28 protein-coding genes and 1 other RNA gene are annotated in these 24,115 nt (G+C 52.7%); 16 read left to right on the top strand and 13 right to left on the bottom strand.

The features are described from left to right. The first annotated feature begins 46 nt into the window (after nt 1–46). The 4 genes from aroE to MED297_RS11310 are packed head-to-tail and all read left to right on the top strand — an operon-like array spanning nt 47 to nt 3,084. Nucleotides 47–859: a shikimate dehydrogenase gene (gene aroE, locus MED297_RS11325; RefSeq protein WP_008045020.1), complete on the top strand. Its 813-nt coding sequence runs from the start codon at nt 47–49 to the stop codon at nt 857–859. A gap of 38 nt (nt 860–897) precedes the next feature. After that, entirely contained in the window at nt 898–1,764 is an 867-nt protein-coding gene (locus tag MED297_RS11320) for an SPOR domain-containing protein (protein ID WP_040557014.1), read from the top strand. Nucleotides 1,765–1,804: 40 nt separating this feature from the next. Next, nucleotides 1,805–2,683: a cytochrome c gene (locus MED297_RS11315; protein WP_040557012.1), complete on the top strand. Its 879-nt coding sequence runs from the start codon at nt 1,805–1,807 to the stop codon at nt 2,681–2,683. 59 nt (nt 2,684–2,742) lie between these two features. After that, nucleotides 2,743–3,084, top strand: a complete 342-nt coding sequence (locus tag MED297_RS11310) for a HopJ type III effector protein (RefSeq protein ID WP_008045017.1) — start codon at nt 2,743–2,745, stop codon at nt 3,082–3,084. A gap of 40 nt (nt 3,085–3,124) precedes the next feature. On the opposite strand, the gene MED297_RS11305 is transcribed toward MED297_RS11310, so the two are convergent. Further along, nucleotides 3,125–4,141 (bottom strand): DUF6976 family protein, encoded by a 1,017-nt coding sequence (locus MED297_RS11305; RefSeq protein ID WP_008045016.1) that lies wholly within the window; start codon nt 4,139–4,141, stop codon nt 3,125–3,127. Between the two features lie 11 nt (nt 4,142–4,152). Further along, nucleotides 4,153–5,361, bottom strand: coding sequence for a hypothetical protein (locus MED297_RS11300; protein WP_008045008.1), 1,209 nt, complete (start codon nt 5,359–5,361; stop codon nt 4,153–4,155). Between the two features lie 484 nt (nt 5,362–5,845). Here MED297_RS11300 and MED297_RS11295 point away from each other — a divergent pair, with 484 nt between their 5' ends. The 6 genes from MED297_RS11295 (at nt 5,846) to MED297_RS11270 (ending at nt 10,955) form a co-directional block, all read left to right on the top strand. Next, on the top strand, nt 5,846–7,594 hold the full coding sequence (locus MED297_RS11295) for an aldehyde dehydrogenase family protein (protein ID WP_008045007.1): 1,749 nt from the start codon (nt 5,846–5,848) through the stop codon (nt 7,592–7,594). Nucleotides 7,595–7,823: 229 nt separating this feature from the next. After that, on the top strand, nt 7,824–8,867 hold the full coding sequence (locus tag MED297_RS11290; RefSeq protein WP_008045006.1) for an MBL fold metallo-hydrolase: 1,044 nt from the start codon (nt 7,824–7,826) through the stop codon (nt 8,865–8,867). A 14-nt stretch (nt 8,868–8,881) separates the two neighbouring features. Continuing rightward, entirely contained in the window at nt 8,882–9,331 is a 450-nt protein-coding gene (locus MED297_RS11285; protein WP_008045005.1) for an SRPBCC family protein, read from the top strand. A gap of 66 nt (nt 9,332–9,397) precedes the next feature. After that, the gene (locus MED297_RS11280; protein ID WP_008045004.1) at nt 9,398–9,718 is read left to right on the top strand and encodes a YbjQ family protein; all 321 of its coding nucleotides are present in this window, start codon (nt 9,398–9,400) and stop codon (nt 9,716–9,718) included. A 2-nt stretch (nt 9,719–9,720) separates the two neighbouring features. Beyond that, on the top strand, nt 9,721–10,173 hold the full coding sequence (locus tag MED297_RS11275; protein ID WP_008045003.1) for a YbjQ family protein: 453 nt from the start codon (nt 9,721–9,723) through the stop codon (nt 10,171–10,173). Beyond that, the gene (locus MED297_RS11270) at nt 10,170–10,955 is read left to right on the top strand and encodes a M48 family metallopeptidase (RefSeq protein WP_008045001.1); all 786 of its coding nucleotides are present in this window, start codon (nt 10,170–10,172) and stop codon (nt 10,953–10,955) included. Before MED297_RS11275 ends, MED297_RS11270 begins: the two co-directional genes overlap by 4 nt. A 46-nt stretch (nt 10,956–11,001) precedes the next feature. On the opposite strand, the gene MED297_RS22080 is transcribed toward MED297_RS11270, so the two are convergent. Continuing rightward, on the bottom strand, nt 11,002–11,178 hold the full coding sequence (locus tag MED297_RS22080) for a hypothetical protein (protein ID WP_154650907.1): 177 nt from the start codon (nt 11,176–11,178) through the stop codon (nt 11,002–11,004). Nucleotides 11,179–11,274: 96 nt separating this feature from the next. Next, the gene (locus MED297_RS11260) at nt 11,275–11,730 is read right to left on the bottom strand and encodes a YaiI/YqxD family protein (RefSeq protein WP_008044998.1); all 456 of its coding nucleotides are present in this window, start codon (nt 11,728–11,730) and stop codon (nt 11,275–11,277) included. Nucleotides 11,731–11,929: 199 nt separating this feature from the next. Between MED297_RS11260 and MED297_RS11255 the strand changes: the two genes are divergently transcribed. From MED297_RS11255 to MED297_RS11245, 3 genes are all read left to right on the top strand, one after another. Beyond that, on the top strand, nt 11,930–13,054 hold the full coding sequence (locus MED297_RS11255) for a PQQ-dependent sugar dehydrogenase (RefSeq protein WP_050762909.1): 1,125 nt from the start codon (nt 11,930–11,932) through the stop codon (nt 13,052–13,054). Between the two features lie 30 nt (nt 13,055–13,084). After that, nucleotides 13,085–13,450, top strand: a complete 366-nt coding sequence (locus tag MED297_RS11250) for a hypothetical protein (RefSeq protein ID WP_040557011.1) — start codon at nt 13,085–13,087, stop codon at nt 13,448–13,450. Nucleotides 13,451–13,515: 65 nt separating this feature from the next. Beyond that, a complete protein-coding gene (locus MED297_RS11245) occupies nt 13,516–13,959 on the top strand; it encodes a copper chaperone PCu(A)C (protein WP_008044993.1) in 444 nt (147 codons plus the stop codon). Nucleotides 13,960–13,984: 25 nt separating this feature from the next. Here MED297_RS11245 and MED297_RS11240 read toward each other — a convergent pair whose 3' ends face one another. From MED297_RS11240 to MED297_RS22435, 7 genes are all read right to left on the bottom strand, one after another. After that, a complete protein-coding gene (locus MED297_RS11240; protein ID WP_008044991.1) occupies nt 13,985–14,482 on the bottom strand; it encodes a Crp/Fnr family transcriptional regulator in 498 nt (165 codons plus the stop codon). A 48-nt stretch (nt 14,483–14,530) separates the two neighbouring features. Further along, the gene (locus MED297_RS11235) at nt 14,531–15,013 is read right to left on the bottom strand and encodes an EVE domain-containing protein (protein ID WP_008044990.1); all 483 of its coding nucleotides are present in this window, start codon (nt 15,011–15,013) and stop codon (nt 14,531–14,533) included. A gap of 576 nt (nt 15,014–15,589) precedes the next feature. Further along, nucleotides 15,590–16,180: a 5-formyltetrahydrofolate cyclo-ligase gene (locus MED297_RS11230; RefSeq protein WP_008044986.1), complete on the bottom strand. Its 591-nt coding sequence runs from the start codon at nt 16,178–16,180 to the stop codon at nt 15,590–15,592. Nucleotides 16,181–16,246: 66 nt separating this feature from the next. Beyond that, nucleotides 16,247–16,424, bottom strand: a non-coding RNA gene (gene ssrS / locus MED297_RS21875) — 6S RNA. A 145-nt stretch (nt 16,425–16,569) separates the two neighbouring features. Next, nucleotides 16,570–17,292 (bottom strand): hypothetical protein, encoded by a 723-nt coding sequence (locus tag MED297_RS11225; RefSeq protein ID WP_040557009.1) that lies wholly within the window; start codon nt 17,290–17,292, stop codon nt 16,570–16,572. A gap of 2 nt (nt 17,293–17,294) precedes the next feature. Beyond that, complete coding sequence (locus MED297_RS11220; RefSeq protein ID WP_008044985.1) at nt 17,295–17,615, bottom strand: cell division protein ZapA; 321 nt, start codon at nt 17,613–17,615, stop codon at nt 17,295–17,297. Continuing rightward, nucleotides 17,608–18,000: a TIGR02449 family protein gene (locus MED297_RS22435; RefSeq protein WP_008044984.1), complete on the bottom strand. Its 393-nt coding sequence runs from the start codon at nt 17,998–18,000 to the stop codon at nt 17,608–17,610. Before MED297_RS22435 ends, MED297_RS11220 begins: the two co-directional genes overlap by 8 nt. An 83-nt stretch (nt 18,001–18,083) precedes the next feature. Between MED297_RS22435 and MED297_RS11210 the strand changes: the two genes are divergently transcribed. Then, entirely contained in the window at nt 18,084–18,677 is a 594-nt protein-coding gene (locus MED297_RS11210; RefSeq protein ID WP_040557008.1) for a UPF0149 family protein, read from the top strand. A gap of 7 nt (nt 18,678–18,684) precedes the next feature. Next, the gene (gene pepP, locus MED297_RS11205) at nt 18,685–20,019 is read left to right on the top strand and encodes a Xaa-Pro aminopeptidase (protein ID WP_008044982.1); all 1,335 of its coding nucleotides are present in this window, start codon (nt 18,685–18,687) and stop codon (nt 20,017–20,019) included. Nucleotides 20,020–20,124: 105 nt separating this feature from the next. Here pepP and MED297_RS11200 read toward each other — a convergent pair whose 3' ends face one another. Both MED297_RS11200 and modF read right to left on the bottom strand, forming a co-directional pair. Next, the gene (locus MED297_RS11200; RefSeq protein ID WP_008044981.1) at nt 20,125–20,673 is read right to left on the bottom strand and encodes a hypothetical protein; all 549 of its coding nucleotides are present in this window, start codon (nt 20,671–20,673) and stop codon (nt 20,125–20,127) included. Nucleotides 20,674–20,945: 272 nt separating this feature from the next. Further along, nucleotides 20,946–22,394, bottom strand: a complete 1,449-nt coding sequence (modF, locus tag MED297_RS11195; protein ID WP_008044980.1) for a molybdate ABC transporter ATP-binding protein ModF — start codon at nt 22,392–22,394, stop codon at nt 20,946–20,948. A 214-nt stretch (nt 22,395–22,608) separates the two neighbouring features. Here modF and MED297_RS11190 point away from each other — a divergent pair, with 214 nt between their 5' ends. Then, nucleotides 22,609–24,018 carry an MFS transporter gene (locus MED297_RS11190; protein WP_008044979.1) on the top strand — a complete coding sequence of 470 codons (1,410 nt, stop codon included), beginning with the start codon at nt 22,609–22,611 and terminating at the stop codon, nt 24,016–24,018. The last annotated feature ends 97 nt before the right edge of the window (nt 24,019–24,115 follow it).

Below are 24,115 nucleotides of genomic sequence, written 5' to 3'. Positions count from 1 at the left end.
GCCTTGCCTATTAAGGTCACCGAAAACCCAGTGAAAAGGTTGATGCATGGATCGTTACGCAGTTATCGGACATCCGATTACACACAGTCTGTCGCCGAAAATACATACGCTATTTGCCGAGCAGACCGGCGAAACGCTTGAGTATGAAGGCATTGAACTGCCCATCACCAGCTTTGAAACGCGCGTATGGCAATTGTTCAAAGATGGATATGCCGGGTTTAATGTGACTGTCCCGTTCAAGGGTGACGCGTTTGATTTTGTCGATGAGATGTCAGAACGGGCGAAACGGGCTCGGGCGGTCAACACACTGATGCGCTTAGAGGATGGGCGAATCTACGGTGATACGACCGATGGTATCGGGTTAATCCGCGATTTTACGGAAAATCTGAATTGGCCGATTGAAAATCAGCATATTCTGATTCTGGGCGCGGGAGGTGCGGTGCGCGGAGTGCTCGACCCGTTGCTTGAACAGAATCCCGCCAGTCTGGTGATTGCGAATCGCACTTTGAAGAAAGTGGAGGAACTGGCCGATGATTTTCCTGAGTTGACACCCTGTACTTTTGAAGAGTTGAGTGGCCAGTTCGACATCATCATCAATGGAACGTCTGCGAGCCTGTCAGGCCAGGTGCCGCCTCTGCCGCCCGGTCTCGTCAATGCGGGCACCAAATGTTATGACATGATGTACAGCAAAGAGCCCACGGCCTTTATGGCCTGGGCGAAAGAGCAGGGTGCGGAACATTGTGCTGATGGGCTGGGCATGCTGGTTGGGCAGGCCGCTGAAAGTTTTACCATCTGGCGAGGTGTCACGCCACAGACTGACTCGGTGATACGCGATCTACGTGCCGGTCTGCGCGGCTGAGCGGACGCCTGATACTCATGTTCTGGCGTGGATTGGGAATGTCCGTAGCTTTGCTAACCTGCGTGCAGGTTGCAGCGACCGATGAACAGCTGTCATTGTATGCAGTTACAACACCACGTTTACCACAATACAGCGGTCTGGGTCTCGAGATCGCAACCAACCCACTCCCGCGTTTATCGCTCGCCTCAAGCCTGGAGCTGAGCGATCCCTTTGAGGCGTCTGTGGTGCGAATCGGCGCGCAGGCTCGGCTGCGTTTCAGCGCGGATTTAAATACTCACTGGTATCCGCTCCTCGGGTTAACCTGGTCCTCAAATCAAAGTAACTGGCGTGGACAACTCGGTGCGGGTTTCGAGCGGCGCATTGGTACCGGCACTGGTTTTTATTCAGAGCTGCTTTGGGGATCTGAACCGGTTGATCAGCAACTGCGCATAGGTCTGCGTTTCTGGTTGTTACGCATGGATTCGCTGGATCGTCGGATGCAACGAGCCGAACCGAAGGGCGCGGTCTATCAGGGTGGACCAATCGATCAGGCCGCCATCCAGACAATGAAAATTCCCGCGCTACCGGATCAGCAGGATCCTCCGGAGCAACCCGTCCAAAACAATGCAGTAAGCTCGAGTGAAACAGTGCTACCCACTGAGATCCCGACTGCGGTCAGTCAACCGAGTTTAGTTGAAGGTTGGTACGTACAGTTGGGTGTGTTTCGTCAACAGGAGTCCGTCGCACGGCTTGAACAGGATCCACGTTTGTCTGCTCAGCGTGAGCAACAGGTTGTGTGGTTTGACAATGAACTGAACGTGCATCGCTTTTTACTGGGGCCGTTTCCGAAGGCCCGGGCCGTCGCATTGCAATCTCAATTAAAAAATGCAGGTTTGGACAGCATTCTGTACGATGGCGTCCGATAACAACGTTTCTCAGAAAGAAGACGACATCGGGAGAGTAGCAATGAAATGGCGGGTTTGGTTGGCAGTAATAGTGATCATCGTCGCTGCTGCCGGGGTCGGTTTGATGTTGGCACCCATTGGAGAAGATCGTCCTGACATCACCGTGTCCGGCAACGTTGAACAGGGTGAGCACCTGCTGCAGGTGGCGGGTTGTTATGCTTGTCATACCCGCACTGAAGACGATAGCGCCAGCGCATTCGCCGGTGGGCACGAACTTGAAACAGCCTTTGGATCATTTTATGCGCCAAACATTACGTCCAGTGACAGCCATGGAATCGGCGACTGGAATCTGCGTGATTTCGAAAAAGCGTTGCGGCAGGGCGTGAGTCCTGACGGGCATGCCTACTATCCCGCCTTCCCATTCCTGAGTTACCGTAGTCTGACCGATGAGGATGTTGCTCATCTATATGCCGCCCTGATGGCGTCCGAGCCCGTTGATGAAGAGGCAACGCCTCATCAGTTACGTTTTCCCTTTAATATCCGCCTGGGTCTGAAGCCATGGCGCTGGCTGTTTGCGACGACTAGAAGTCTGAACATTGATCAATCTACCGAGGTCGGCCGCGGTCGATACCTGGTTGATGCCGTGGCTCATTGCGGCGAATGTCACAACCCGCGCAACAGTCTGGGTGCTTTTATCCCGCCGTACATGGGCGGAAATGACCAGCTTCCCGGTGGCAACTGGGCGCCACCGATCCACGGTCGGGCATTGTCGCAAATGGATTGGAATGAACTGGACCTGATGTACTTTCTGGCAGATGGCATGTTACCGGATGGTGATTTTGTCGGCGGGTCCATGGTTGAAGTAATTGACTACGGCACGGTTTACCTCAGTGAATCGGATCGGCGTGCGATGGCTGAGTATTTGTTTTCTTTGCAATAATCAGCTGAGAAATAAGGTGCAGTCAGGCACAATAGAGGTTCAGTAACCAGGAATATTTTATGACGTTACAAGAATTGATGGCCACGCTGCATGGCCATCCCGACGACCTGAAGTTTGCCGATGTACTCGAGACGATCGATGCGGAGTTTGAGTTTACGCCATGCGCATTTGTAAATGGTGATGTGCATAACTCGGCCGATGAAAACCAAGGTTCGTGCAAAGTACTGTGTTTTGCCCATAAAGCCGGGCTGGCTGAAGGTGTGGCGCTGAAACTGTTTGCCGAACACTATCGATCTGTTCTGGCGGATCCGAAAGGTACCGATCACGCAAACATCCGTCAGTTTATGAAACGTGGTTGGATGGGCGTAAGCTTTAACGGTTCACCACTGAAGAAAAAATAAATCGGGCGGGCAAATGCCCGTCCGATCGTGTTTACCCATCTCAGGCTTCAGTCAGAGTCATGTATACCAGCGTCTGGTTTAACAGCTGATAAGCCACCTCACCAAAGGTGATCGGGCCGGTAATGTGCCCGGTTTTCTTTCCTTCAAGTTCAGAATACAGGAAGTTCAGAATACAGTTGCAGGAAAAGGCAATGTTGTTGGTGTCATTACGCTTCACTTCATCGGAAAAGGCTTTCATATAGTCAGCCACCGGACGCGCAAAATGATACGTAAGCCCTTCGAATACCGGGGCATACAAATCGACCCGACCGCTCTCTGTGTCTACATTTTTAACACTGACATTAACTTTAATACCGGAATAATCCGCCACCAGCGGTGAACGTGTATCGATGCCGTGTTCCTGAATGAACTGCGCGAGATTACCGGCTTTGCCATCGATGGTGCAGGTTCCTACAGTAAAGCCGGTAGACGGAAAGCTGATAGCTGGACCTTCGCCTTCTTCAAACAGGTTGATGATGTTGACGTTAGCCAGCTGATGTTCAGGTAGTGGCACATGCATCGCGACGGCTTGTTGATCCATCAGCATGTTCCCGCCCGGACCGAAGCCGACTTTAGCTGTGCTGTCGTCTTCCAGGTGAAAACCGGAAATCCAGCCGACAATCGGGGTGAAAAACATGTTGGGAAATTCCGGTGCGTTTTGAGCATAGTTCAGATGCACATCGGATGATGCGGGCAAAATAACCAGAGTAAAGCCATGTGTCGGCGCGTCTTTTGCGATACGACTGATGGAGTTACTGTCATAGATGGTGATACGAGGTGGGTTGGCCGGCTGGCTGTTGTTGATGGTATTTACAAAAATACTGTCGCGGCTGACAGTGCCACCTTGCTCCGACATGAAGTAAGGGATCGTTCCCCCGATCCAGTTTCCTGCAGGCAGCTGCTCGAGGATAGACTCGTCGGCAGCGATGGTCATAAACTCACCTGCTTGTATTTTAGCTTTGACCGTATCAAGGTCGAGCATTTCGCTGTCGATGGAAATTGATGGTTTGGTAGACATAAGGAATCCTGCTATCGGCTGGCGGCCAGGCTGTTAATGATTTTAATTTCATCCGTCATGGCTTGCGCATTTTGACTGAAGAAACTGTGCAGTTGTTCGATGCTGCTGCTGTCATGATTGCGTCGATAAGAGGACTTAAGACGCGAGAGCAAAAGACGATAATTGATTTTATCTGAGTTGAGCAATTGATCATCCAGCAGTAAGTCTTTCCAGATAGTATGATCTGGTGGTGGGAGCTTCACCTTCTGCTCCTGCTGAGCCTGAAGCATTTGCGTCAGTATGGTCAACTCTGGGATCAGCGTCCGGGCGTTGCTCTTGAAGAACAGCTGTAATTTTCGGATAACGTCGACTCTCTGTTGAGCATCGGTTGCACTGGCATAGGCGCGTCGTTGCTGCGCTAAGTTAAGTTTTAACGGCATGCTCTGCGTATTCAGGTCGAACTCACCCGCCAGCAGTTGGTGCCATATTTCGTTTTTGGTGCCGGGTAAAACGAGTTTTGTTTTTACTGATCGGCTTTTGGTTTGTTCATTAGTATCTTTAGCACCAATGAGTTCATATTCATGGGTTAACTGGTGCGCATGTCTGAGGAAAAATCCGCGCAGTTCCGAAATGGATTTTTGCATGACATCGACGTTGTCCAGGTTTTTCGACACCTCGAGTTTGAGCCGTGAAAGTAACAATTTGAGTGGCAGTAGCCGGGTCGACAGTTTGACTTTGTCAGTCAAAATATCTCGCCAGATTGGGTTCGACTCTAACGGTAACAAAGAAACATGTTGTTTCATTTGTTCTTCCGTTTCGATTTCGCGAATTTCAGCTTCTACAACGTCGCTACTGATACCAAGAAGACCACTGATCATTTCGGCATTCAATTGACGAGAGTGTGCAATTCGAATGGTATCTGCAAGCTCGCGAGTAATGCGTTTATTTTCGGCTCCTAAAAATGCAGGTGGCCGACTCTCCGAAATTTCAGCCAGATCATCAAGTGTCATTGTGGCTTCAATGAACGAGTTGACGTGACCAAAACGTACATGTTGCCAACGTCGGGTAACCTGCTGTGATTTTTTCTGATTTGGAAGAAAAGAGAATCGACTGCGATCAGCCTGTTTTTCAAGGTGAATGACTATCGCGTCTGCGTCGTTGGTTAATTCTATGTCTTTAATAGCCCAGGGACTGTAAAGTCCGAGGATCTGAGCCATATCCCGATTTTTAAGACTGTCCATTGGTATTTCCCGCTAACCTGAACGAATGGATCAACTTGATCTCAACATCAGTACAACTTTGCAGTGCAGTGTTGAAGTGTCTGCTGAAGAGCGCCGTCAATGAGTTTCTCGAGCTTTCTGAAACAGAGTCAATTATTAACGTCGTCAGAAATACAGCAAACACTGCATCGTATTTTATAGACGCGGATCACAAACCAACCATCGATTCCTCCGCAGGTTGTCAAAATTGTGCCGCCTCAGCGAAAAAGCGTTAGACCGGTTTCACAGAATTACCCAGAGTGCGGGACATGATGGGTTAAAACTTCAGCAACTCAGGATGTCTGATGAGATAACGTTGTTGGTGGTTATCTCGCCAACTGTCTCAAAATATTCCGTTTACCGATGTACTCAACGTGACTGATGGGCCGTGTCCGGAGATGGCTGTTGACCGTGTTGCTGTGCGTCGGGCTGGCAGTTTCAATTTCTGACATGGGAGTACAGGAACTTGAATGGTTTACCCGAAAGCGTACAGTCGGCCGCGCAAACCATGGCTGGCCTTGGTGAAGAACACATTTTGGAAGCTGGTGATTACCTGACGTTGCAGTCGTCGCCAGGGCAAATGTCGATGGCGTTGGTCCTAAGTGGTCAGTTGACGGTCTTTACTGTCGACGACGAGCTGCAAACCGAACAGCCGTTGCGTTTTATCGGCGCCGGTCAACTAGCCGAAGCAGGATTGCCTTTGTTCATTCGGGCACAGTCGTCGACACGCCTTTGCCTCATTGAGTTTTCCGTTCATCAGCATCTGGTCAGCGGACGCCACCCGGACTCTGCTGGCTACATAGCCTTGTTGCAGCACAGTCTGTTCAGTCATATCGGTGCCGTGGAGCCTAACCGGCATGATGTCCGAAGTCCGGTTGTGGATGCCATGGTGGCCCGCTCAGTGGTCGCGCAGAACAGTATCCAAACATTACCGGAAGATCAGATTGATGCGATGATCGGCGACATTGCTGATGCTGTGAACCGGGAGTCCTGGAATCTGGCGGAAGCAGCCATACTTGAGACGGGTATGGGTGTCGTCAATCATCGGGTGCAGAAGATTCTCTTAGGGACAATGGAAGTAGCGGCTTCGCTGATGGGTCAGACCGGCTCAGGGGCATTACAGATTGAGTCTCCCATGGTCGATGCGATGTCTGTGCCCATGGGAGTGATTCTCGGTTTGATACCTGTGACCAATCCGGTAGAAACGTTGGTGTTTAAAACGTTGATCTCGCTTAAGTCCCGTAATGCCATCATCCTGAGCAGCCACCGTAAGGCTCGCCAGGTGAGTGATCGAACCGTGAGTATTATTCGTTCAGTACTCAGTCGCTATCAGGTTAACCCCGACCTGGTTCAGATACCCTCGCAAGCGCCCCGGCGCGAACTGACTTCGTTGCTCATGTCACACCCGGACATCGCGTTCATTCTGGCGACCGGTGGGCCCGGCATGGTGCGCAGTGCTTATCAGTCCGGCACACCGAGTATTGGTGTGGGTAAAGGAAATGCGCCGGTTTGGGTGTGTGACGATGCCGATGTGAAAACCGCCGCGAAGCAGATCGTGGACAGCAAAAGCTTTGACAATGGCATTGTCTGTGGCTCGGAAAATAATCTGATTGCCGATCGTTCCGTCTATGATGATCTTCGCCGGGCCTTGGAAGCTCAGGGTGCGGCGGTACTCGAGGCTAAAGAGGTCGTGCGGTTAAACAACGCCGTTCTCGAGGGCGGAAAGCTATGTGGCGACTGGATGGGTAAGGGGGCCAGTTTAATCTGTCAGCAAGCCGGTATTGAACGTCCTTATCCCATTCGTCTGATTGCCGTTCCTCAGTCGGTGTTTGACCAGAACTCGCCCTGGTTACGCGAAAAGCTGGCGCCAATCGTCTCGCTCATGGGTGTGGAATCGGAAGCCGAAGCATTGAGTGTCGCCCGTCGGGTGTTGGCGCTTGAGGGGCGAGGCCATACAGCGATTGTCCACACACAGGATGCCGAACGGATTGAACGCTACGCCAAGGCTTGCGACGTTTGCCGGGTACTGGTGAACTCGCCCGGAACCCAAGGCTGCATCGGTGCCTGCAATGGTCTGGAACTGTCATGGACTTTGGGTTGCGGAACCGCGGGAGGCAGCTCAACCAGCGATAATGTGACTTATCGACATCTGCAGAACACCAAACGTATTGCCCGGGCATTGCCTGAGATCGATCTCGCTCAAAAGCTGGCTTGATCGGCGCACTGGTGCGAAGAGGGGCCGGGTTCCGGCCCTCTGTTTCCCCAGGGCTTATGAACAGGCCCAAGCTCTCCCCACCCACGGTGTCCCCATTCTCTGATATCCTACTTGAATCAGACACTGGCTCGAGTTGCGTTCAATTGGCCTGATTTCAAACCGGCGTTACATGGTTGCGGCTCGGGTAATTCAGCTATAGTTCTCCCATCACCTGTTGAAGGAGCGCGCGATGATATTCCGGCAGCTTTTTGATGCGACCTCATCTACCTACACCTATCTTCTGGCCTGCGAACAAACCCGATCGGCGGTGTTTATCGACCCTGTTTTTGAGCAGGTGCAACGTGATCTGGCACTGTTACATGAACTGAACCTGACTCTGGTTGTCGCTGCTGACACGCATTGCCACGCGGATCATGTGACCGCGGCTTGGTTATTGAAGCAAAAAACCGGTTGCAAAATTGCGTCTGCGGAAGCAATCGGAGCCACCGAGGTTGATCTACCTCTGAAAGACGGAGATACCATCCCGTTTGGCACTGACCACCTGACTGTTCTCTCGACGCCTGGGCATACCGACGGTTGCCTGAGTTTTGTCAGCGCCGATGAAAGCATGGTCTTTACTGGCGATGCGTTGTTGATTCGCGGTTGTGGACGGTGTGATTTCCAGCAGGGCAATGCGCATACTCTGTTCCATTCGGTGACCGGAAAACTGTTTGGTTTGCCGGACCACTGTGCCGTCTACCCCGCTCACGACTATGGCGGTCGCACGCGTTCGTCGGTGCTTGAGGAGCGAAAGTTTAATACACGGCTGGGTGGTGAAGCCTCCGAGGCGGACTTCGTTGGTTACATGACGAACATGCAGTTGCCCCACCCGAAGCAGATTGAGCATGCGGTTCCGGCCAACCTCAACAGTGGTCGCCCGAAGGATGGCCAACTGCCACCAGAACCGGATTGGGGGCCGGTTCAGTACTCGTTTTCCGGAGTGCCCGAGATTGATGCCGATTGGGTGGTTCAGCACCGTAGCGAAGTGAACCTGCTGGATGTTCGTGAAACGTCTGAGCTGGAGTCTCCGGTCGACCGGTTGCCTGCTGCTCTGACGGTGCCGCTGGGCCAGTTACGTGGCTCCCTCGATAAGATCCCTAAAGACAAACCGCTGGTTTGTCTGTGTCGATCCGGGCGTCGTTCTGCCATGGCGGTAAATATTCTGCGCGGTGCCGGGTTCGACCAGGTCGCCAATGTTGCGGGCGGTATGCTGCGCTGGAAAGAACTGAGTTAATCGGAGACGGTTGCATGAAATACACAGCCGCCGTCACAGTGAACATACCACGGTCTGAGATGATCGAACTGTTTGATGACCCGGATCGCTTGCCGAGTTGGCAACCGGATCTGATTGGTATAGAACCAAAGGCGGGCATTCCGGGTCAGCAGGGCGCACGGATGCAGTTGAGGTATCGAGTCGGACCGCAAGAAATCGACCGGGTTCAGACGGTTCTCCAGCGTAACTTTCCATATGAGTTTCGTGAGCGTTACGACAGCCCGGAACTCATGCAGCAGATCCATCATCGGTTCAGCGATCTTGACGGTATAAAAACCCGCTGGGAGCAGGACTGTGAGGTTCGGCAGCTGGGCTGGTTGCGCTGGTTCAGTTGGTTGATGCTTGGCGCTTTTCGGCGCCGCACGTTGAACACGATGAAACGCTTTAAGCTCTATGCTGAATCTCAGAGCAATGCGCAGAAATGACCTTTGCCAGATGACACCCGTCGCGGCTTCGGCACAATGAAGGCTCTCATTCAAAAGGAACGGACCATGTCTGTACTCATCAGTAATCTGGAACTGCTGCCCGATCGCAAGATCATCAAACAACTGGGCCTTGTTCAGGGCAGTACGGTGCGCTCCAAACATGTTGGTCGTGACATTATGGCCGGATTGAAAAATGTGTTTGGTGGTGAGCTAAAGGGGTATACCGAGTTGTTGGAAGACTCCCGGGCAGAAGCATTGCGACGTATGCAGGCGCAAGCGGAAGCGATTGGTGCAAACGCGGTGATTAATGTGCGCTTTTCGACATCATCGGTTGCTCAGGGTGCGTCAGAGATCTTTGTTTATGGCACGGCAGTGCTGGTGGAGTAGTTATGGAGGTGCTCTTTACTCTTGCCAGCTTCCTGTTGTTAATGATTTTGGGTTATCTGTTTGGTTCCTTTGCCGAGCGACGACATTATCAGTCCATCTGGACCCGTGAAGCGCAATACCGTCACATCGTGGTGGTTAATCAGCGATTTCCACGCGAAAAAAATGTGCGTGGTACCCAGTTAGTGATGGGCAGCGTGGTGATCTCGGTTGATTACTTTAAGCGCTTTCTTGCGACCTTGCGGACGCTGGTTGGCGGGCCGCTGAACAGTTATGAATCCCTGCTGGATCGTGCTCGTCGGGAAGCCATTTTGCGACTGCAGGCCGAGGCTGAACAGCTCCATTCTACGCGGGTGTATAACCTGCGCTTTGAAACCAGTTCCATTTCATTAGGACAGAACGATCGCATTGGCAGCATTGAGGTGTTGGCTTATGGGACCGCGTTGATTCAGGAATGACGTCACCTGACGATTACGAACCACTTCAGGAAAACCCTCAGCTTCCTGAGACAATTAATGCGCCGAAGGTTTCCATCGTTCATGAACTTTGGTTACTCAGCGCCGGGGTACTCGCCACATTTTTGTTGCTGGCCGTAATGGTTTGGTTGAGTCTGGGGTGGTTGGCTCAGTTCATTCCCTTGAGCTGGGAGGATCGTCTGATTCAACCGGTGGCACAATCGTGGCAAACCGATGCGACCGAACAGGCACAACTTCAGCAGCGCATCGATCAACTGTTGGTCAGATCCGAGTACTCTGATTTGTCGGTGCAGGTCCATATTTTGAGCAGTTCGGAACTGAATGCCTTTGCCACCTTGGGTGGGCAGATTTTCGTGACCGAGGGACTTCTCAGTGCGTTGGAATCCGAGGTCGGCCTCGACTTTGTCCTTTTGCATGAGTTGGCACACCTGGTACACCGGGACCCAATCAGAGCGGCAGCCAGCCAGTTAGGCGTTCGGTTGTTGACCGCACTGGCCATCGGGCAAAGCGATTTAGGAGCGCCAACGGCTTGGTTGCAATCGACAGAGTTGCTATTAAGTCGCCACTATAGCCGCGAACAAGAGATTCGAGCAGACGATTTTGCATTTACGATGTTGCAGCGGGTATACGGGGATGTCGAAGGTTATGATGAGTTTTTTGTCACGCTTCTGGAACAGGGTGATACGGATCGGTTCCCTGCATTTTTATCGACGCATCCACACACGCAGTATCGACTTGATCGTTTACGTCAGCGATTGGATTGATTACGAACAGTCAGGTAAGTAAGGCGGTTAGGTGGGAAGTGAGAGGTTAAGCAGCGAGGAAGGGTAGTGAATGATCGGCGTGGTCACGCCACGCCTTGATCAATGCCCGGGTTTCTTTGCGCGCTTTCTGGCGCTGTCCGGATTTGGAGTCTTCATGCACGCCACCTTTACGCATAATCGCGTGACAGGCGTGCCCATTACGTTGTGGTTTTTTCGTTTTCATGTCATTTCCTATGAGTTGGTTGCTCTGAACTGAGCAACACCATCATAGAATGCCGGCAAAAAACTGCAATCCTCTTAAGGGCATTTATGGACGTTCTTAACGGCGTTTACCGGCTTTGGCCAGCAGGCGATCGAGGGTGTTGGCAAATGCCATCTTTTCACGTGAACCAAGCGCCGAGGGGCCGCCGGTCTGAACCCCTGATGCGCGCATGGTGTCCATAAAGTCTCGTATGTTCAGGCGGGCACCAATGTTTTGTCGGGTCAGCTGTTCCCCTCTGGGGTTCATGGCCAGGCAGCCTTTCTCGATCACTTCCGCCGCGAGAGGAATGTCCTGAGTGATGACCAGGTCTCCCGGTTGGGCTCTTCGGACGATTTCATTATCGGCGACATCAAAGCCAGTACTGACCTGAATAAACGCGAGATGCGGCAGTTTTGGTAAAGGAATAACATGATTGGCCACGAAGGTGGTTGACCGTCCTGTTCGTGTTGCTGCCCGGACAATGATGTCTCGAATGGCTTTGGGGCAGGCGTCGGCATCAACCCAGATGTTCAATGTGATACTCCTCGCATATGGGGTTCAGGGCTTAGGCTATCCTGTTGTGTGATCGACTAAACGCGACGCGGATGACGACGAAAACAGGCCGTTATTGGTCTGACTATAGTACCTCAAACACAAGTAGCGGTCTTTGCCGGTGCTCTAACCGGGTGGACGATGCGTAGTTAAACTATGAAACAGAAAGGAGCGCATATTCATGACACAGCCACGACGCCTAGCATTGATGCTTGCCCTGACCTCCATCTTATGGGGATGCCACACGGTACAAGCTGAACAGGGCTTTCAACCCGTCTTCACTCAGCTTTCGTTTGAACAGCCGGTTCTGGTCACTCACGCTCCAGGGTACCCTGATCTGTTATTTGTTGTTGAGCAGGGCGGCCAGGTGCGTTATTTCGACCGAACCGAACCCGGTGAGCAATCGACGCTTTTTTTCGACATCCGTGATGTGACCGATAATCGGTTGTTGACCGGCGGCGAACAGGGCCTGTTGGGCTTGGCGTTTCACCCACAGTTCCAGGACAACGGCTGGTTTTACGTGAACTATACGGCTGCCGCACCTCGTCGAACCGTGGTGTCCCGTTACCGCCTCGAGGGTGACGGGCAATGGCAGGTCAACGCCTCCAGTGAAACTCAATTGCTGACCGTCCCACAGGATTTTGCCAACCACAACGGAGGCATGATTGCGTTTGGTCCGGACGACAAACTGTATATCGGCATGGGCGATGGTGGCAGTGGGGGTGACCCGAACCACCGTGCACAGGATGGCCGTGCGCTGTTAGGAAAACTGCTGCGCTTGAACCCCGATGGCTCAGTCCCCCAGGACAACCCTTTTGTGTCCGACCCGGCTAAGGCGGATGAGATCTGGGCGCTGGGTCTGAGAAATCCTTGGCGATTCAGCTTCGACCGTGAAACCGGAGACCTGTGGCTGGGCGATGTTGGTCAGAATGCGATCGAGGAAATTAACCGCATCGAGCGAGGCGGCAACTACGGTTGGCGATGGTACGAGGGTTCTGAATCGTACAAGCCGGATGAGCGAACGGGCTCGGTCGAGGTGATTGATCCGGTCTACGAGTATCCACACAGTGAGGGGCAATCCGTTACCGGAGGCGTGGTGTTCCGTGGTCCCGGTGTGGATGCCTTGCAAGGTTGGTATCTTTTCGGTGACTTTGTTTCCGGCCGGATGTGGGCGTTAAATACCGAGACCACCGAGGTTATTTCCTTACCGGAGGTAGCTAACCCTTCGTCATTTGGAGAAGACGCCGATGGGAACCTTTACGTGACCAGCTATCGCGGCACGCTCCACCAACTGGTTGACCGTTAACCTTCAGACAGGGTATGTTGCAACGCTTCGATGGCAACGACAAAGACGATGATTCTGCTTCCTGCCCTGCGCTTTAAAGGCTACTGGGCCAGTGTACTGGCCTGGCTGGTACTGACATTCGCGATTCCGATGTCTGGCGTTGCCGGTAGTGAGCAGCTGGGTTGGATGCGCTTGTGCTCCAGCCTTGGCGTGCACTGGGTACAGGTTGAAGACCAGACAACGCCGGATTTTTCAGAATCATGCCTCTGCCTGTCGCTGGCCATTTTGCCAACAGCGCCGGAGTTGTCTGCCCCAGTTGCTGGCATGTCACCAGCCGTTGTTTGGTTGGAAGCTAATACGCCCTCAAGCCGCCCACCTTACCAGCCACGATCGCCACCCTCGTATTCTCAAGTCTGACGAACCAAACCCCTTCTTAAGTCTTGCTAAGCAGGGGATTTATTAATGACTGGAGAATACAAACCATGAAAAAACAAATCTTTGCGTGGGGCCTGTTGCTGCTGAGCGCGATATCCACCTTTGCGGCGGACAACAACATTACCATTCATCATGCATGGGCTCGTCCCAGTGCACCGGGTGCGCCGTCGGCAGGGTTCATGACGGTCGTGAATCAGGGACAGCAGGATGATGTCCTGTTGAGCGTTGAGGGTGATTTTGCGGCCCGTTTGGAACTGCACCTATCAAGCATGGTGGAGGGTGTGATGAAAATGGAACATCAACAGGAGGGCATTGTGATCCCGGCCGGAGAGACGATCATGTTCAAGCCTGGCGGTTATCATCTGATGTTTATGGGGTTGGCAAAGAACTTCGAACTCGGCGAAACCTATGTTGTTGAACTAACCTTTCGGGATGCCGGGGTGATGACTTTGTCCCTGCCGGTTCAACAGGCGCCGGAGAGTTCCCACTAAGCACTCAATGCTTTGGCGAAACCCGTTATTGACTGCGGGTTTCGCCGGGAATATCTAACAGTTTCAGACTGGTGTGTCGCAATCGTTTGGAAATGGTTTCTGAAATCAGCCAGAGGATGCGGAACGCCAGGTTTGAGTCTTCATCGGACATCTGCATCAACTGACGTTTGGTGGTGATCACAAACTGGGTGGTGGTCATGGCTTCGGCTAACCCCGACCGTGGAGCCCCATCAATTAACGACAGCTCACCAAAGGTCTGTGATTCGCGTAACACCACCAGAGGGCGGACCTGATTATCAGAGCCGGTTTTGCTGATACGTATAGCACCGGTGACAATCAGCCCCATGTAATCAGCTTTCGCCCCCTCATAAAAGATGACCTGACCGCGTTGCGCCTCGTAAGCGGTGAAATATCGGCCCATGATCAGGATGTCGTCCCAGGAAAAATCATTCGCCCAATGGGTCTTATCGATCAGTTCTGCAACCGAACGTGCGGAATGGTTAATGGGTTTCAGTTTTTCCATAGGCTGACTCCAGGAACAGCAGACAGAGCATCGGTCATGAGGGATCGATTAATCAAGAGCATTGCCCATGGCGTCGACGTGCAACAGAGAGCAGAGCGTCTGATACTCCGCTTCGGTAACCGGTGAGACACTCAAGCGACTGCTGTTGACCAGTTTCATTTCACCGAGTGACGGCTCGGCTTTGATGGCTTTTAACGACAGTGGCGCCGAATACTTCTGCAGAAAACGAACATCGATCAGGCTCCAGCGAATGTTGTCTGCATGGCTCTTGGGGTCAAAATAGCGGCTTTCCGGGTTCAAAGCGTCCGGGTCCGGATAAGCATCGCGAATGACTTCTGCGAGCCCAACGATGCCGGGTGTTGCACAGGCCGAGTGGTAGATCAGTACCAGATCTCCAACTTGCATTTCCCGTAGGAAGTTACGGGCCTGATAGTTTCGAATGCCGTTCCAGGGCTCGCCATCGGAACCCCGCTCAGCCAGATCGTCAATGGAAAACTCACCAGGTTCGGTTTTCAGCAGCCAGACCGCCATATCGGGGTACTCCAGATGGAACAGATGGTTTGAAGGAACTTCATGAAATAGTACACCAAAGTCATGCAAGCAAGTGGAATTGAGTCTCAACGATGGCTGTCGGACGATGACGGGACGGGTCTTCAGTTACGGATTCCTTCGCTGGGGTGCGGCCGTTGGCTGGCGAAGAGTGTGAGTTGCATCAATGAATGACGTATTGATGACGTCAAAGAAAAACAAAATTTGAAACTCGTCACAGAATTACGTTATAAATCACCAGAGAATGCGGTAATCGACTACAGGCTGTCAGTAATAGATTACAGTTTGGTTGTCGATGTAACCATTGACCGTTAGATATTCATTCATAACAGACGAAACCGATAAAAATGATAAAAAAGCGTAGTAAGCCCGACATTATATTGCTGTTGGCGCTGGTACTTGGTCTGGGAGTAACGTTGTCCGGGATGACACAATCTGAGAACCGTCAACCGCTGAGCCAAGCGGAAATGCGAGCCTCAGGGGTTATTTTCGGACAGAATCAGTAACCACATCGATTGTCAGGTTTCAGCCCTACACGTTCTGTGGCGAGGGCCTGACTCAGTCATGATTTGCTATATACCATCGTTGCGGTGTGACGATGGCGTGCAGGCTAATGTCCCAGCTTTCACGGGGGATGATCTGTGTTTTTTGGCTCTCGTGAGCGACACCAATCAACGTGGGTGGTTTTGGCCAGGTCTGGGCATGTTCAAACGTCCGGTCGTAAAAACCGCCGCCCATACCTAATCGCCCCCCCTGCTCATCAAATCCGACCAATGGCATCAGCACCCAATCGAGTTCTGTCGGTGCTATCACGCTTTCTGATGTGGGTTCCGGGATGCCGAAGCGGTTCGGAGTCAGTGCACTGTCGGGCTGGTAACCGGCAAACCACATTTCGGGTTTATCTGCGTGTAAGACAGGCAGATAAACCTCGATGCCGCGTTCCCAGCACAGGGCAACGAATGCACAGAGATCCAGTTCACCGTCCTGAGCAATGTAAACCGCGACCTTAGCGGGTAACGGGAACAGAGCGTTGTTCAACAACTGTTCGACCACGGCATACCGCGCCTGCTCCTGTACTTGCGCGCTTAAGCTCTGCCGGCGCTGACGCAGATCGCGTCTCAGCTGCTGTTTGTTGTTTGCTGTGGTCATGGTCTGGATCCGGTATGACAGGTGCGTCCTACCTATGGTGCCGGAAATGGCACGCAGAAGAAAAGATGTGTCCCCAAACTACCGCTGTCGCGGAAGACCTTGAACCAAGCAGTTCAAGGCGGTGACCCCCGCGATGAATTAGGCTTTCTGCAGAGCAGACATGCACACATCATCGTCTCGGCGTCCCCTAAATTCGTAAAATAGGCTCGAGGCTTTTCGCAACTGGCAAATAGCCCAGGGACAAGGTTGATTATAAGGAAAAATAGTCAAAAGACAGTCTTGACACCGAGGTTTGTCAGAAGATTTTTCACCCTCTGTACGGTCTCTGCACAATGCTTAAACGCAATTGAATAACCAGCCTGATCGACATTCGATCAGGTTCTCAAAAGTCAGTTCAGGTGGTGCCAGTCATTGTGTGAGTAGGAGCGGAGAAAACCACCGTTCAAGTAAAGATGAACGCCGTTATTATCCTGCTCCAACCGCAACGTATGCCCGGTAGTATCGGCGTAAGTGACGACGCCACCGCAGGCGAGCTGGGTGAGATTGCAGCCGAATGGCAGCTCGGTATGAACCTTGACCTCGCCTCGGAACGTCGCGGTATCAAAGACGTAGGTGCCATGATGTGAGAGGTAGACGGAAAGCTCTGTTTCAGTAACGGTCAGGGTTAATTGCATGGTCATCGGCGCCAGAGATACCCGGTCGCTGCCGATGCGAATGTCCAGATCGCCTGTCAGTCCTACATTAATCACACCGTCGCCTTCACTGACGGTCCCGTTCACGGTGCCATTCAGGCGATGGCCGCTTTCGGTTTGGCATTGATCGAAGACCATGCTGACACCTGAGCGATCTGCTGACAGGCTGAAAAGGTAAGACCCTTGCTCCTTGTAACACTCTCCGGCGACCGGTGTTGCGGTGTTCCGAACCAGAAAGCGTTCCAGGCTTTGATTATCGATGCGCGAGCGAAACCCGGTCAGGGCGAAATCGGACACGGCATTTAAAGCGTTTGTGGTCGCAACGACCCGTTCAGCGTTGTCGCGGCTGATTTCCTTTGCCGGAAAGCAGGCCACCAGCATCAGTGCTGATAAGCTGATCAAGATCGTTTTGAGGTTCACCGTCAGTCCCCGAGGTCCAGTCCTAATGAGTCCAGCGAGTTTGCGCCGGGCAATGCGGAATCCAGTTTAGCGTGCAATCGATCTAATGCTGTGCGGTCTGTCGCAGACTCTGGACGGGTTTGCAGTAATTCGTGGGTCAGGTTCAATGCGGCCATCACGGCAATCCGCTCGATTCCGAACACTTTGCCGTGTTCACGGATCTCGCGCATTTTTTCGTTCAGAGTTTCAGCCGCTTCCGTCAGCTTCTTCTCCTGGCCGGAAGGGCAAGCCACCAAATAGTCGCGATCGAGAATGGTCACCGACAGGGTTTTCTGTTCAGTCATGGCTTTGCTCCATGGTTTTCAGGCGTTCGATCATGGCTTCGACCCGTGATCGGGCGAGCTCGTTTTGTTTGATGAGCTTGGCGCGTTCGGCCTTCCAAGCTTCACGCTCAGCCTGAAGCAGTCGCTTTTCCTGTTCCAGACGGCGATATTCCGTGATCAGCTCATCAATTTTATGTTCGAGAGCCTGTAAATCCTGATCAGACATAATGATTGAATCCGATAAAAAATAGGCAAAAGAGGCTTCATTGTGGGAGAACTTCGGGCGTTTGTCACGAATCGCCATCACAGCCTGAACGAACAGATGACTTACGGCATAAGTCCCGGCTCGGCGCGTGTCAGTCGGGTCGGTAAATAAATGGCTCGAACGCACAAATTTTCCGTCCATGTTAAACTGCGCGCCAAACCGATTGACCGGCCCCGGATATGCGTTTCACAGGTATCCCCGGGGCGTCTGATACTGGAGATTTCATGTCCGAATCTGAACAGGCAGGTATCGACCTGCAATTTGAAGACCTGGCCGAGCTGTTTGTGAAAATGGGGTCAACCCTGTCACCGACCTACCTTCATGGCTCTTTAACCGGTGTCTTGTCTGCTGGCAAGCGTATGACTCAGGAAGACTGGGTCGACTGGGCTCTGGATCAAATGGCACCGACTGAAGAGATTCAGGAAGCGCACGTGACCGTGATTCAGGGGCTGTATTTTAAGACGTTAGCTGAGCTTCAGGACGAAGGTTTGTCCTTTTCATTGCTGATGCCCAATGAAGACACTCCGATGGTCGACCGACTGGAAGCGCTCAGTGAATGGTCCGGAAGCTTTCTGGGTGCCTTTGGTGCCACCGGTGTTGTTCAGGAAACCAGCGACATGCCTGCCACCTTGCAGGAGATCCTTGAAGACCTGGCGGACATAGCCCAGGTCGACGCCAAGAGCGCCGAGGATTTGTCGTCCGCCGAAGACGACTACATCGCCGTGGCCGAACACGTGCGTGTGAGTGCTCTGACTGTCTTCCTGGAATACAACGAACCCCCGGCAAACCCTGACGACGCTGACGCAACAGTGCATTGAGGTTCTGATGAAAAAAATCAGTCTGAACGAGTTCAAAGAGCGGCGCGCTCGCCTGATGGAACAGATGGATGCCGGCAGTATTGCCATCATTCCGGCGGCCACTGAAATCATTCGCAACAACGACGTGCATTTTGGCTTTCGCCAAAACAGCGATTTCCAGTATCTGACCGGCTTTGACGAGCCGGATGCGCTGGCCGTGCTCATGCCCGGACGTGAGGCAGCAGAGTATGTACTGTTTGTCCGTGATAAAGATAAAGACCGGGAAATCTGGGACGGTTATCGTGCCGGCCCCGACGGTGCTGTAGAAGCGCATGGCGCCGATGACGCCTTCCCGATTGATGATGTCGACGACATTTTGCCCGGGTTGATGGAAGGGCGGACCCGGGTTTATGCACACATGGGTGTGGATGCCGGTTTTGATCATCAGCTGATGACCTGGTTGAACCAGATTCGCAGTAAGGCACGCCTCGGCGCGGTTCCGCCAGATGATTTTTCTGACATTTCGCATCTGTTGCATGACATGCGGCTGATCAAATCCCGACAGGAGATCGCCATCATGGCCGATGCCGCCAAGCTCAGTGCCGCGGCGCATACCCGGGCCATGAAAAACTGCAAACCCGGTATGTGGGAATATCAGCTTCAAGCCGAAATCGAGCACGAATGCATGATGGGTGGCAGTCCGCGTCCGGCCTATCCGGCCATCGTTGGCGGCGGTGCCAATGGCTGCATTCTGCACTACGTCGAAAACCGCGAAAAACTGAAAGATGGCGATCTGGTACTGATCGACGCAGGTTGTGAACTGGAGTATTACGCGTCTGATATTACCCGGACGTTTCCGGTCAATGGTCACTTCAGTGATGAACAGCGCACCATTTATGATTTGGTGCTGAAGTCGCAGTACGCTGCTATCGAGGCGATCAAACCGGGTGCTCATTGGAACGAACCGCATGAAGTCACGGTGCGAATCCTGACCGAGGGCTTGGTGGCGTTGGGTCTGTTGTCCGGCGATGTCGATGAACTGATCGAAGACGAAGTGTATCGCGAGTTTTTCATGCACAAGACCGGGCATTGGCTGGGACTCGATGTGCATGATGTTGGTGACTACAAAGTCGGCGGCGAATGGCGGGTTTTAGAGCCGGGCATGGTCATGACCGTTGAGCCGGGTCTGTACATTTCACCGGACAACACCGACGTTGATGAAAAGTGGCGTGGCATCGGCGTGCGGATTGAAGACGACGTCGTCGTGACCAAAGACGGGCGTGACGTCTTGACCAAAGATGTTGTCAAACGTCCGGATGAAATAGAGGCCTTGATGAGCGGTGGGCAACAGAGTTTGTTTTAAGTCGCTGGTTTTTTGATTTTTTTGGTGGCCCAGATTTTTAAAGAGTCATGGGTTTACGGTCGTCGACCTCAACGGGTAGTCGACGACCGTGCCGGATCAATCTGATTATTCGGACCAGACAATCGGCTGCCAGAGTTCAATATTCTTCATCTCCAGTAATCGCGCTTCGACGTTTTCACGTTCGCTCTCTTCCAGTTCCGTAAACGCATGGCGTTGCCATGTGGAACGACGATCTTTTTCATCGGTGTAGACATAAACGGCGACTTTGTTTTGCCAGACGGTCAAGGTACTGGCCTCAAGCTCAAAACAGCTTTCATAAGGCAGGTATTCGGAGTCGTAGGTGTACCGATAACCGTCTTTTTTCTCAGGTCGGGAAAAGTAACCATCGAAACAATAAGACCCTGGCGGCAAGTCATCGATGATCTTCACGCGCGTCCCGTTCTGGGGTTTGATGTTGAACGAGGTTCTTTCGTTGGTTTCCTGATTCATCATGCGCATGACATAGCCATAGGCATAGCCAGTACTGTTGGAGTCATTTTCGGCGACCACCGGAACGGCCAGAATGGCGTTGTTGGACTCAGGAGTGGGTACCGGGAGGCTTGCACAGCCGGTTAGGGTCGCAAGCAATGCGACGCTGGTTACTGCTTTTTTCATTTTTATTCCTTTTGATGAGACTGCTTGTCATGTCTTGGTATCCACTAGAACCTGGTCAACCCTGATCCTCAAGGCGATGACGTGGGTACCCAAAAACTCGCCTATTTGGCAAGTATTGCAGGCTGTTGTCAAAAATTTTTTGATCTGAGTCTTTTATTGAATGACTTAACTTGAACCAATACATGCAGGGTGATTCAGAAGACCGCTCAGTTTAACACAGGGCCAACTGAAGAGTTCGATGATTCTACAATACAGTTCGGTTCAGTTGGATATCAGCAACTCACGATATCAAACAAAACCGCTGTTTCATCGCTGGGCTCAAAGGTCAGTCGGTTTTCAATACAGGCCAGTGTTTCATCCTGCCGATGAGAGACAAACAACAGGGTAGTCGAGCCGGCTTCAATCATTTTCTCCACCAAAGACAGCACATAAAAGCGATTGAAATCATCAAGACCCTGGGTTGGTTCATCGAGAATCAACAAAGGCGGCTGTTTGATCAGTGCACGCGCAATCAGCACTAAGCGTTGCTCGCCCATGGACAGATTGCGGAACGGTCGGTTGGCCTGTGCTTCCATGCCCATGAGTCTAAGCCATGTTTTGGCGAGGTTGGTTTCCACTTCGCCAACTGACTGATAGACACCGATTGAATCGGTCAAACCAGACACCACCGCCGTCAGTACGTTACCTCCTACCCGATAGTCGCGATGCAAATTGCCGGAAACGTAACCGATGTGTTTTTTAATCTGCCAGATGCTTTCGCCCTGGCCACGTTGAAAGCCAAGCAGGTTCAGATTGTTGCGATAGCATTGTGGGTGATCGCCTGTGATGAGGCCGAGCAATGTGGATTTGCCACAGCCGTTTGGTCCGGCAATCTGTGTGTGCTGCCCGGGTTTGACGACCCAGTTCAGCCCTTTGAATTGATAGGTATCATCGTATTGCACAAAGCCATCGGTCAGCGTGATCAGGGCATCGTCTTTATGCCAATGGCTTAGTTGATATTGATCCGGGACCGCGGGTAGCTCCGCGGTCGTCGGTAGCTGTGCTTGCAGCGCCTGCCAAATAAGGTTGGTATCGTCCGGCATGGTGCCCTGATACAGAAACTCGCCCTGATGCAGCAACGCCAGATGAGAGAAGGTCGGGATCACATCGTCCTGTTGGTTAACCAGCAGAATCAATTGGGTTGCCCCGATTTGCCAGTTTTGCAGCAGGCTTCGCAGGTTGGCAACGCTCTCCCGGTCGAGGCCTTCGAACGGCTCATCCAGGATCAGAATATCCGGTTCAGCCAGCAGAGCGCGTGCCAGCATGACACGACGTCCTTCACCGGTACTGAGCAGTCGATAACCGCGATCCAATAATCGGGTCAGATCGAGTTGTGCACACACCTGTTCACTGTGTTCGGACCAATCCGTGATTTCGTTCAGCAGAGTTCGTACGGTGGTCCCGGCATCGAGGTGATCCATGAAGTCGGTATCATCGCGATACAATTCGCGCTCATAGAGTGCTTGCTGGGTTTCCAGCGACAACCACTGCACCTGCTTTTGCTGACGGTCCAGATGACCGCTGTCAGCCCCCAGCTCGCCACTGAGTAAACGCGCCAGTGTGCTTTTACCGCTGGCGTTGGTGCCGAGCACTAACCAGTGAGTGCCGGGTTCGATAGACCAATGGATGGATTTCAGAACCGTTTGGCCGTTCAGTGAAACGGTGATGTCTGACAGTTGCATGTAACCTCCTGTAAAACCGCACAGGAGAATAACCTGTTCTGACGAAGCTGTCTTTGTGAATGGGGTTTCTCCACCAAAAGGGGGAGGGGGCACTTGACCTGGTTTTGAATCGGACCGACATTAACGCTCTGTTTGCCGATAGCGGCCACCGGTGATCTTGGTCGTAAGTGTATTGGAGCATTGTTTGGCGTCGATGCTCTGTTAAGGAATATTCATGCGTTTTCAGAAGCCTTCAACGCGACGTCGCCCCGAAGCCGCTGCCCGTTTGCGAACGTCGTTACAACACTCGCAGAAAGACAGCTTTACCTCCTCGCTGATGACCGGTGCGTTCGACCAATACGTGAATGCCTTTGCCGTGTTCCTGGGCGCGACCGCGGTTCAGATCGGATGGCTGACCGCACTGCCACAGCTGATTGGTGCGCTCGCACAGCTGCTGGCCGTTTGGCTTGGCCAGTGGTGGCATCGACATCGTCTGATCGTGGTGAACGCGGGCATCCAGACCGCCACTTTGTTTCTGGTCATGCTGTTGGTTTGGCCAGGCTGGTCGGAGCCATTTTCCATATTGTTGCCGGCGCTGGTGGTGTTTCATCTGTGCGCGAATCTGATTCTGCCGCACTGGCGCGCCTGGATGGGGCAGTTGGTTCCGGATGCGATTCGGGGGCGTTTTTTTTCGTTGCGAACCCGCATCGCTATGTTGACGTCGTTACTGACTTTTCTGGTCGGCGGACTGGTGTTGTCTGGTGCCGAGCGTGCGGGTGTCACCTGGTTAGGTTTCGGGATGTTGTTTTTGGTGGCGGTGTTCGGACGTGGTTTGTCGACCTGGCATTTAGCCAACATGCACGATGATCACAGTTTGCCAACGCACGCCGAACGCCGCACTTTGTTAAAAATGTTTCGGCATTTGCTGGGGTTGTTGTCTGACCAACCCTTCAGACGATTTGCCTTGTTCATGGCGGGCTTACAATGTTTTGTCGCGCTCTCCGGGCCGTTTTTTGCGGTCTACATGCTGCGAGATCTGGGTTTTACCTACCTGCAATTTACGCTGAGCACGGGCAGCTCCATTTTCGCTCAGTTTCTGATGCTCAAATTTTGGGGGCGGGTGTGCGATCGAAAGGGCAATCGATATGTCATGGCGTTGGGCGGTGCTCTGATTCCGTTGCTGCCAATGCTGTGGCTGTTCAGTGATCGCTTTGTTTATATTCTGCTGGTCCAGATGTTGGGCGGTTTAGCTTGGAGCGGCTTCACGTTGGCCAGCTCGAACTACCTCTACGATCAACGTCCCCGGGATGTGCACTTTGCCAGCTATGCGGCCATGGGGGCTGCCCTTGGTGCCGTGGCAGTTTGTGTCGGAGCGCTGGCCGGTGGCTACCTCATTGATCGCGTGCCGTCTGAAGTTTCGATGGCCGGACTGATTCTGACCATTGAACGTCCGATTGCCGTCATTTTTGTATTGTCGAGTGTGTTACGTGGCGCCGTGATGCTTTGGTATTTGCCACGTGCGCCAGAACTGCGCGTTCGGGATCGCGGACGAGTGCGGGATCTGGCACTGCGGGTTGCCCGCTTCACACCGATCAGTGGTGTCATGCTCGATGTGGTTAACCGGCGTCGGCGCCGAACCGATTGATCGATAGGATGGACCTTTTGGGGCGGTTCGGACCAAAACAGGGCACATTGTTTTGCCGATTCCCCATTTTGATTCAACAGGCTCTAAGCGGGTCACC

Source organism: Reinekea blandensis MED297 (assembly GCF_000153185.1).
Lineage (GTDB): Bacteria > Pseudomonadota > Gammaproteobacteria > Pseudomonadales > Natronospirillaceae > Reinekea > Reinekea blandensis.
This window is presented reverse-complemented; position numbering and strand designations above follow the sequence as displayed.

Bases quoted from the DNA above. Each gene is read 5' to 3' on its own strand.
- aroE (WP_008045020.1), top strand. From the start codon at position 47: ATGGATCGTTACGCAGTTATCGGACATCCGATTACACACAGTCTGTCG.
- MED297_RS11320 (WP_040557014.1), top strand. From the start codon at position 898: ATGTCCGTAGCTTTGCTAACCTGCGTGCAGGTTGCAGCGACCGATGAA.
- MED297_RS11315 (WP_040557012.1), top strand. From the start codon at position 1,805: ATGAAATGGCGGGTTTGGTTGGCAGTAATAGTGATCATCGTCGCTGCT.
- MED297_RS11310 (WP_008045017.1), top strand. From the start codon at position 2,743: ATGACGTTACAAGAATTGATGGCCACGCTGCATGGCCATCCCGACGAC.
- MED297_RS11305 (WP_008045016.1), bottom strand. From the start codon at position 4,141: ATGTCTACCAAACCATCAATTTCCATCGACAGCGAAATGCTCGACCTT.
- MED297_RS11300 (WP_008045008.1), bottom strand. From the start codon at position 5,361: ATGGACAGTCTTAAAAATCGGGATATGGCTCAGATCCTCGGACTTTAC.
- MED297_RS11290 (WP_008045006.1), top strand. From the start codon at position 7,824: ATGATATTCCGGCAGCTTTTTGATGCGACCTCATCTACCTACACCTAT.
- MED297_RS11285 (WP_008045005.1), top strand. From the start codon at position 8,882: ATGAAATACACAGCCGCCGTCACAGTGAACATACCACGGTCTGAGATG.
- MED297_RS11280 (WP_008045004.1), top strand. From the start codon at position 9,398: ATGTCTGTACTCATCAGTAATCTGGAACTGCTGCCCGATCGCAAGATC.
- MED297_RS11275 (WP_008045003.1), top strand. From the start codon at position 9,721: ATGGAGGTGCTCTTTACTCTTGCCAGCTTCCTGTTGTTAATGATTTTG.
- MED297_RS11270 (WP_008045001.1), top strand. From the start codon at position 10,170: ATGACGTCACCTGACGATTACGAACCACTTCAGGAAAACCCTCAGCTT.
- MED297_RS22080 (WP_154650907.1), bottom strand. From the start codon at position 11,178: ATGAAAACGAAAAAACCACAACGTAATGGGCACGCCTGTCACGCGATT.
- MED297_RS11255 (WP_050762909.1), top strand. From the start codon at position 11,930: ATGACACAGCCACGACGCCTAGCATTGATGCTTGCCCTGACCTCCATC.
- MED297_RS11250 (WP_040557011.1), top strand. From the start codon at position 13,085: ATGGCAACGACAAAGACGATGATTCTGCTTCCTGCCCTGCGCTTTAAA.
- MED297_RS11245 (WP_008044993.1), top strand. From the start codon at position 13,516: ATGAAAAAACAAATCTTTGCGTGGGGCCTGTTGCTGCTGAGCGCGATA.
- MED297_RS11240 (WP_008044991.1), bottom strand. From the start codon at position 14,482: ATGGAAAAACTGAAACCCATTAACCATTCCGCACGTTCGGTTGCAGAA.
- MED297_RS11235 (WP_008044990.1), bottom strand. From the start codon at position 15,013: ATGGCGGTCTGGCTGCTGAAAACCGAACCTGGTGAGTTTTCCATTGAC.
- MED297_RS11230 (WP_008044986.1), bottom strand. From the start codon at position 16,180: ATGACCACAGCAAACAACAAACAGCAGCTGAGACGCGATCTGCGTCAG.
- MED297_RS11220 (WP_008044985.1), bottom strand. From the start codon at position 17,615: ATGACTGAACAGAAAACCCTGTCGGTGACCATTCTCGATCGCGACTAT.
- MED297_RS22435 (WP_008044984.1), bottom strand. From the start codon at position 18,000: ATGGACGGAAAATTTGTGCGTTCGAGCCATTTATTTACCGACCCGACT.
- MED297_RS11210 (WP_040557008.1), top strand. From the start codon at position 18,084: ATGTCCGAATCTGAACAGGCAGGTATCGACCTGCAATTTGAAGACCTG.
- pepP (WP_008044982.1), top strand. From the start codon at position 18,685: ATGAAAAAAATCAGTCTGAACGAGTTCAAAGAGCGGCGCGCTCGCCTG.
- MED297_RS11200 (WP_008044981.1), bottom strand. From the start codon at position 20,673: ATGAAAAAAGCAGTAACCAGCGTCGCATTGCTTGCGACCCTAACCGGC.
- modF (WP_008044980.1), bottom strand. From the start codon at position 22,394: ATGCAACTGTCAGACATCACCGTTTCACTGAACGGCCAAACGGTTCTG.
- MED297_RS11190 (WP_008044979.1), top strand. From the start codon at position 22,609: ATGCGTTTTCAGAAGCCTTCAACGCGACGTCGCCCCGAAGCCGCTGCC.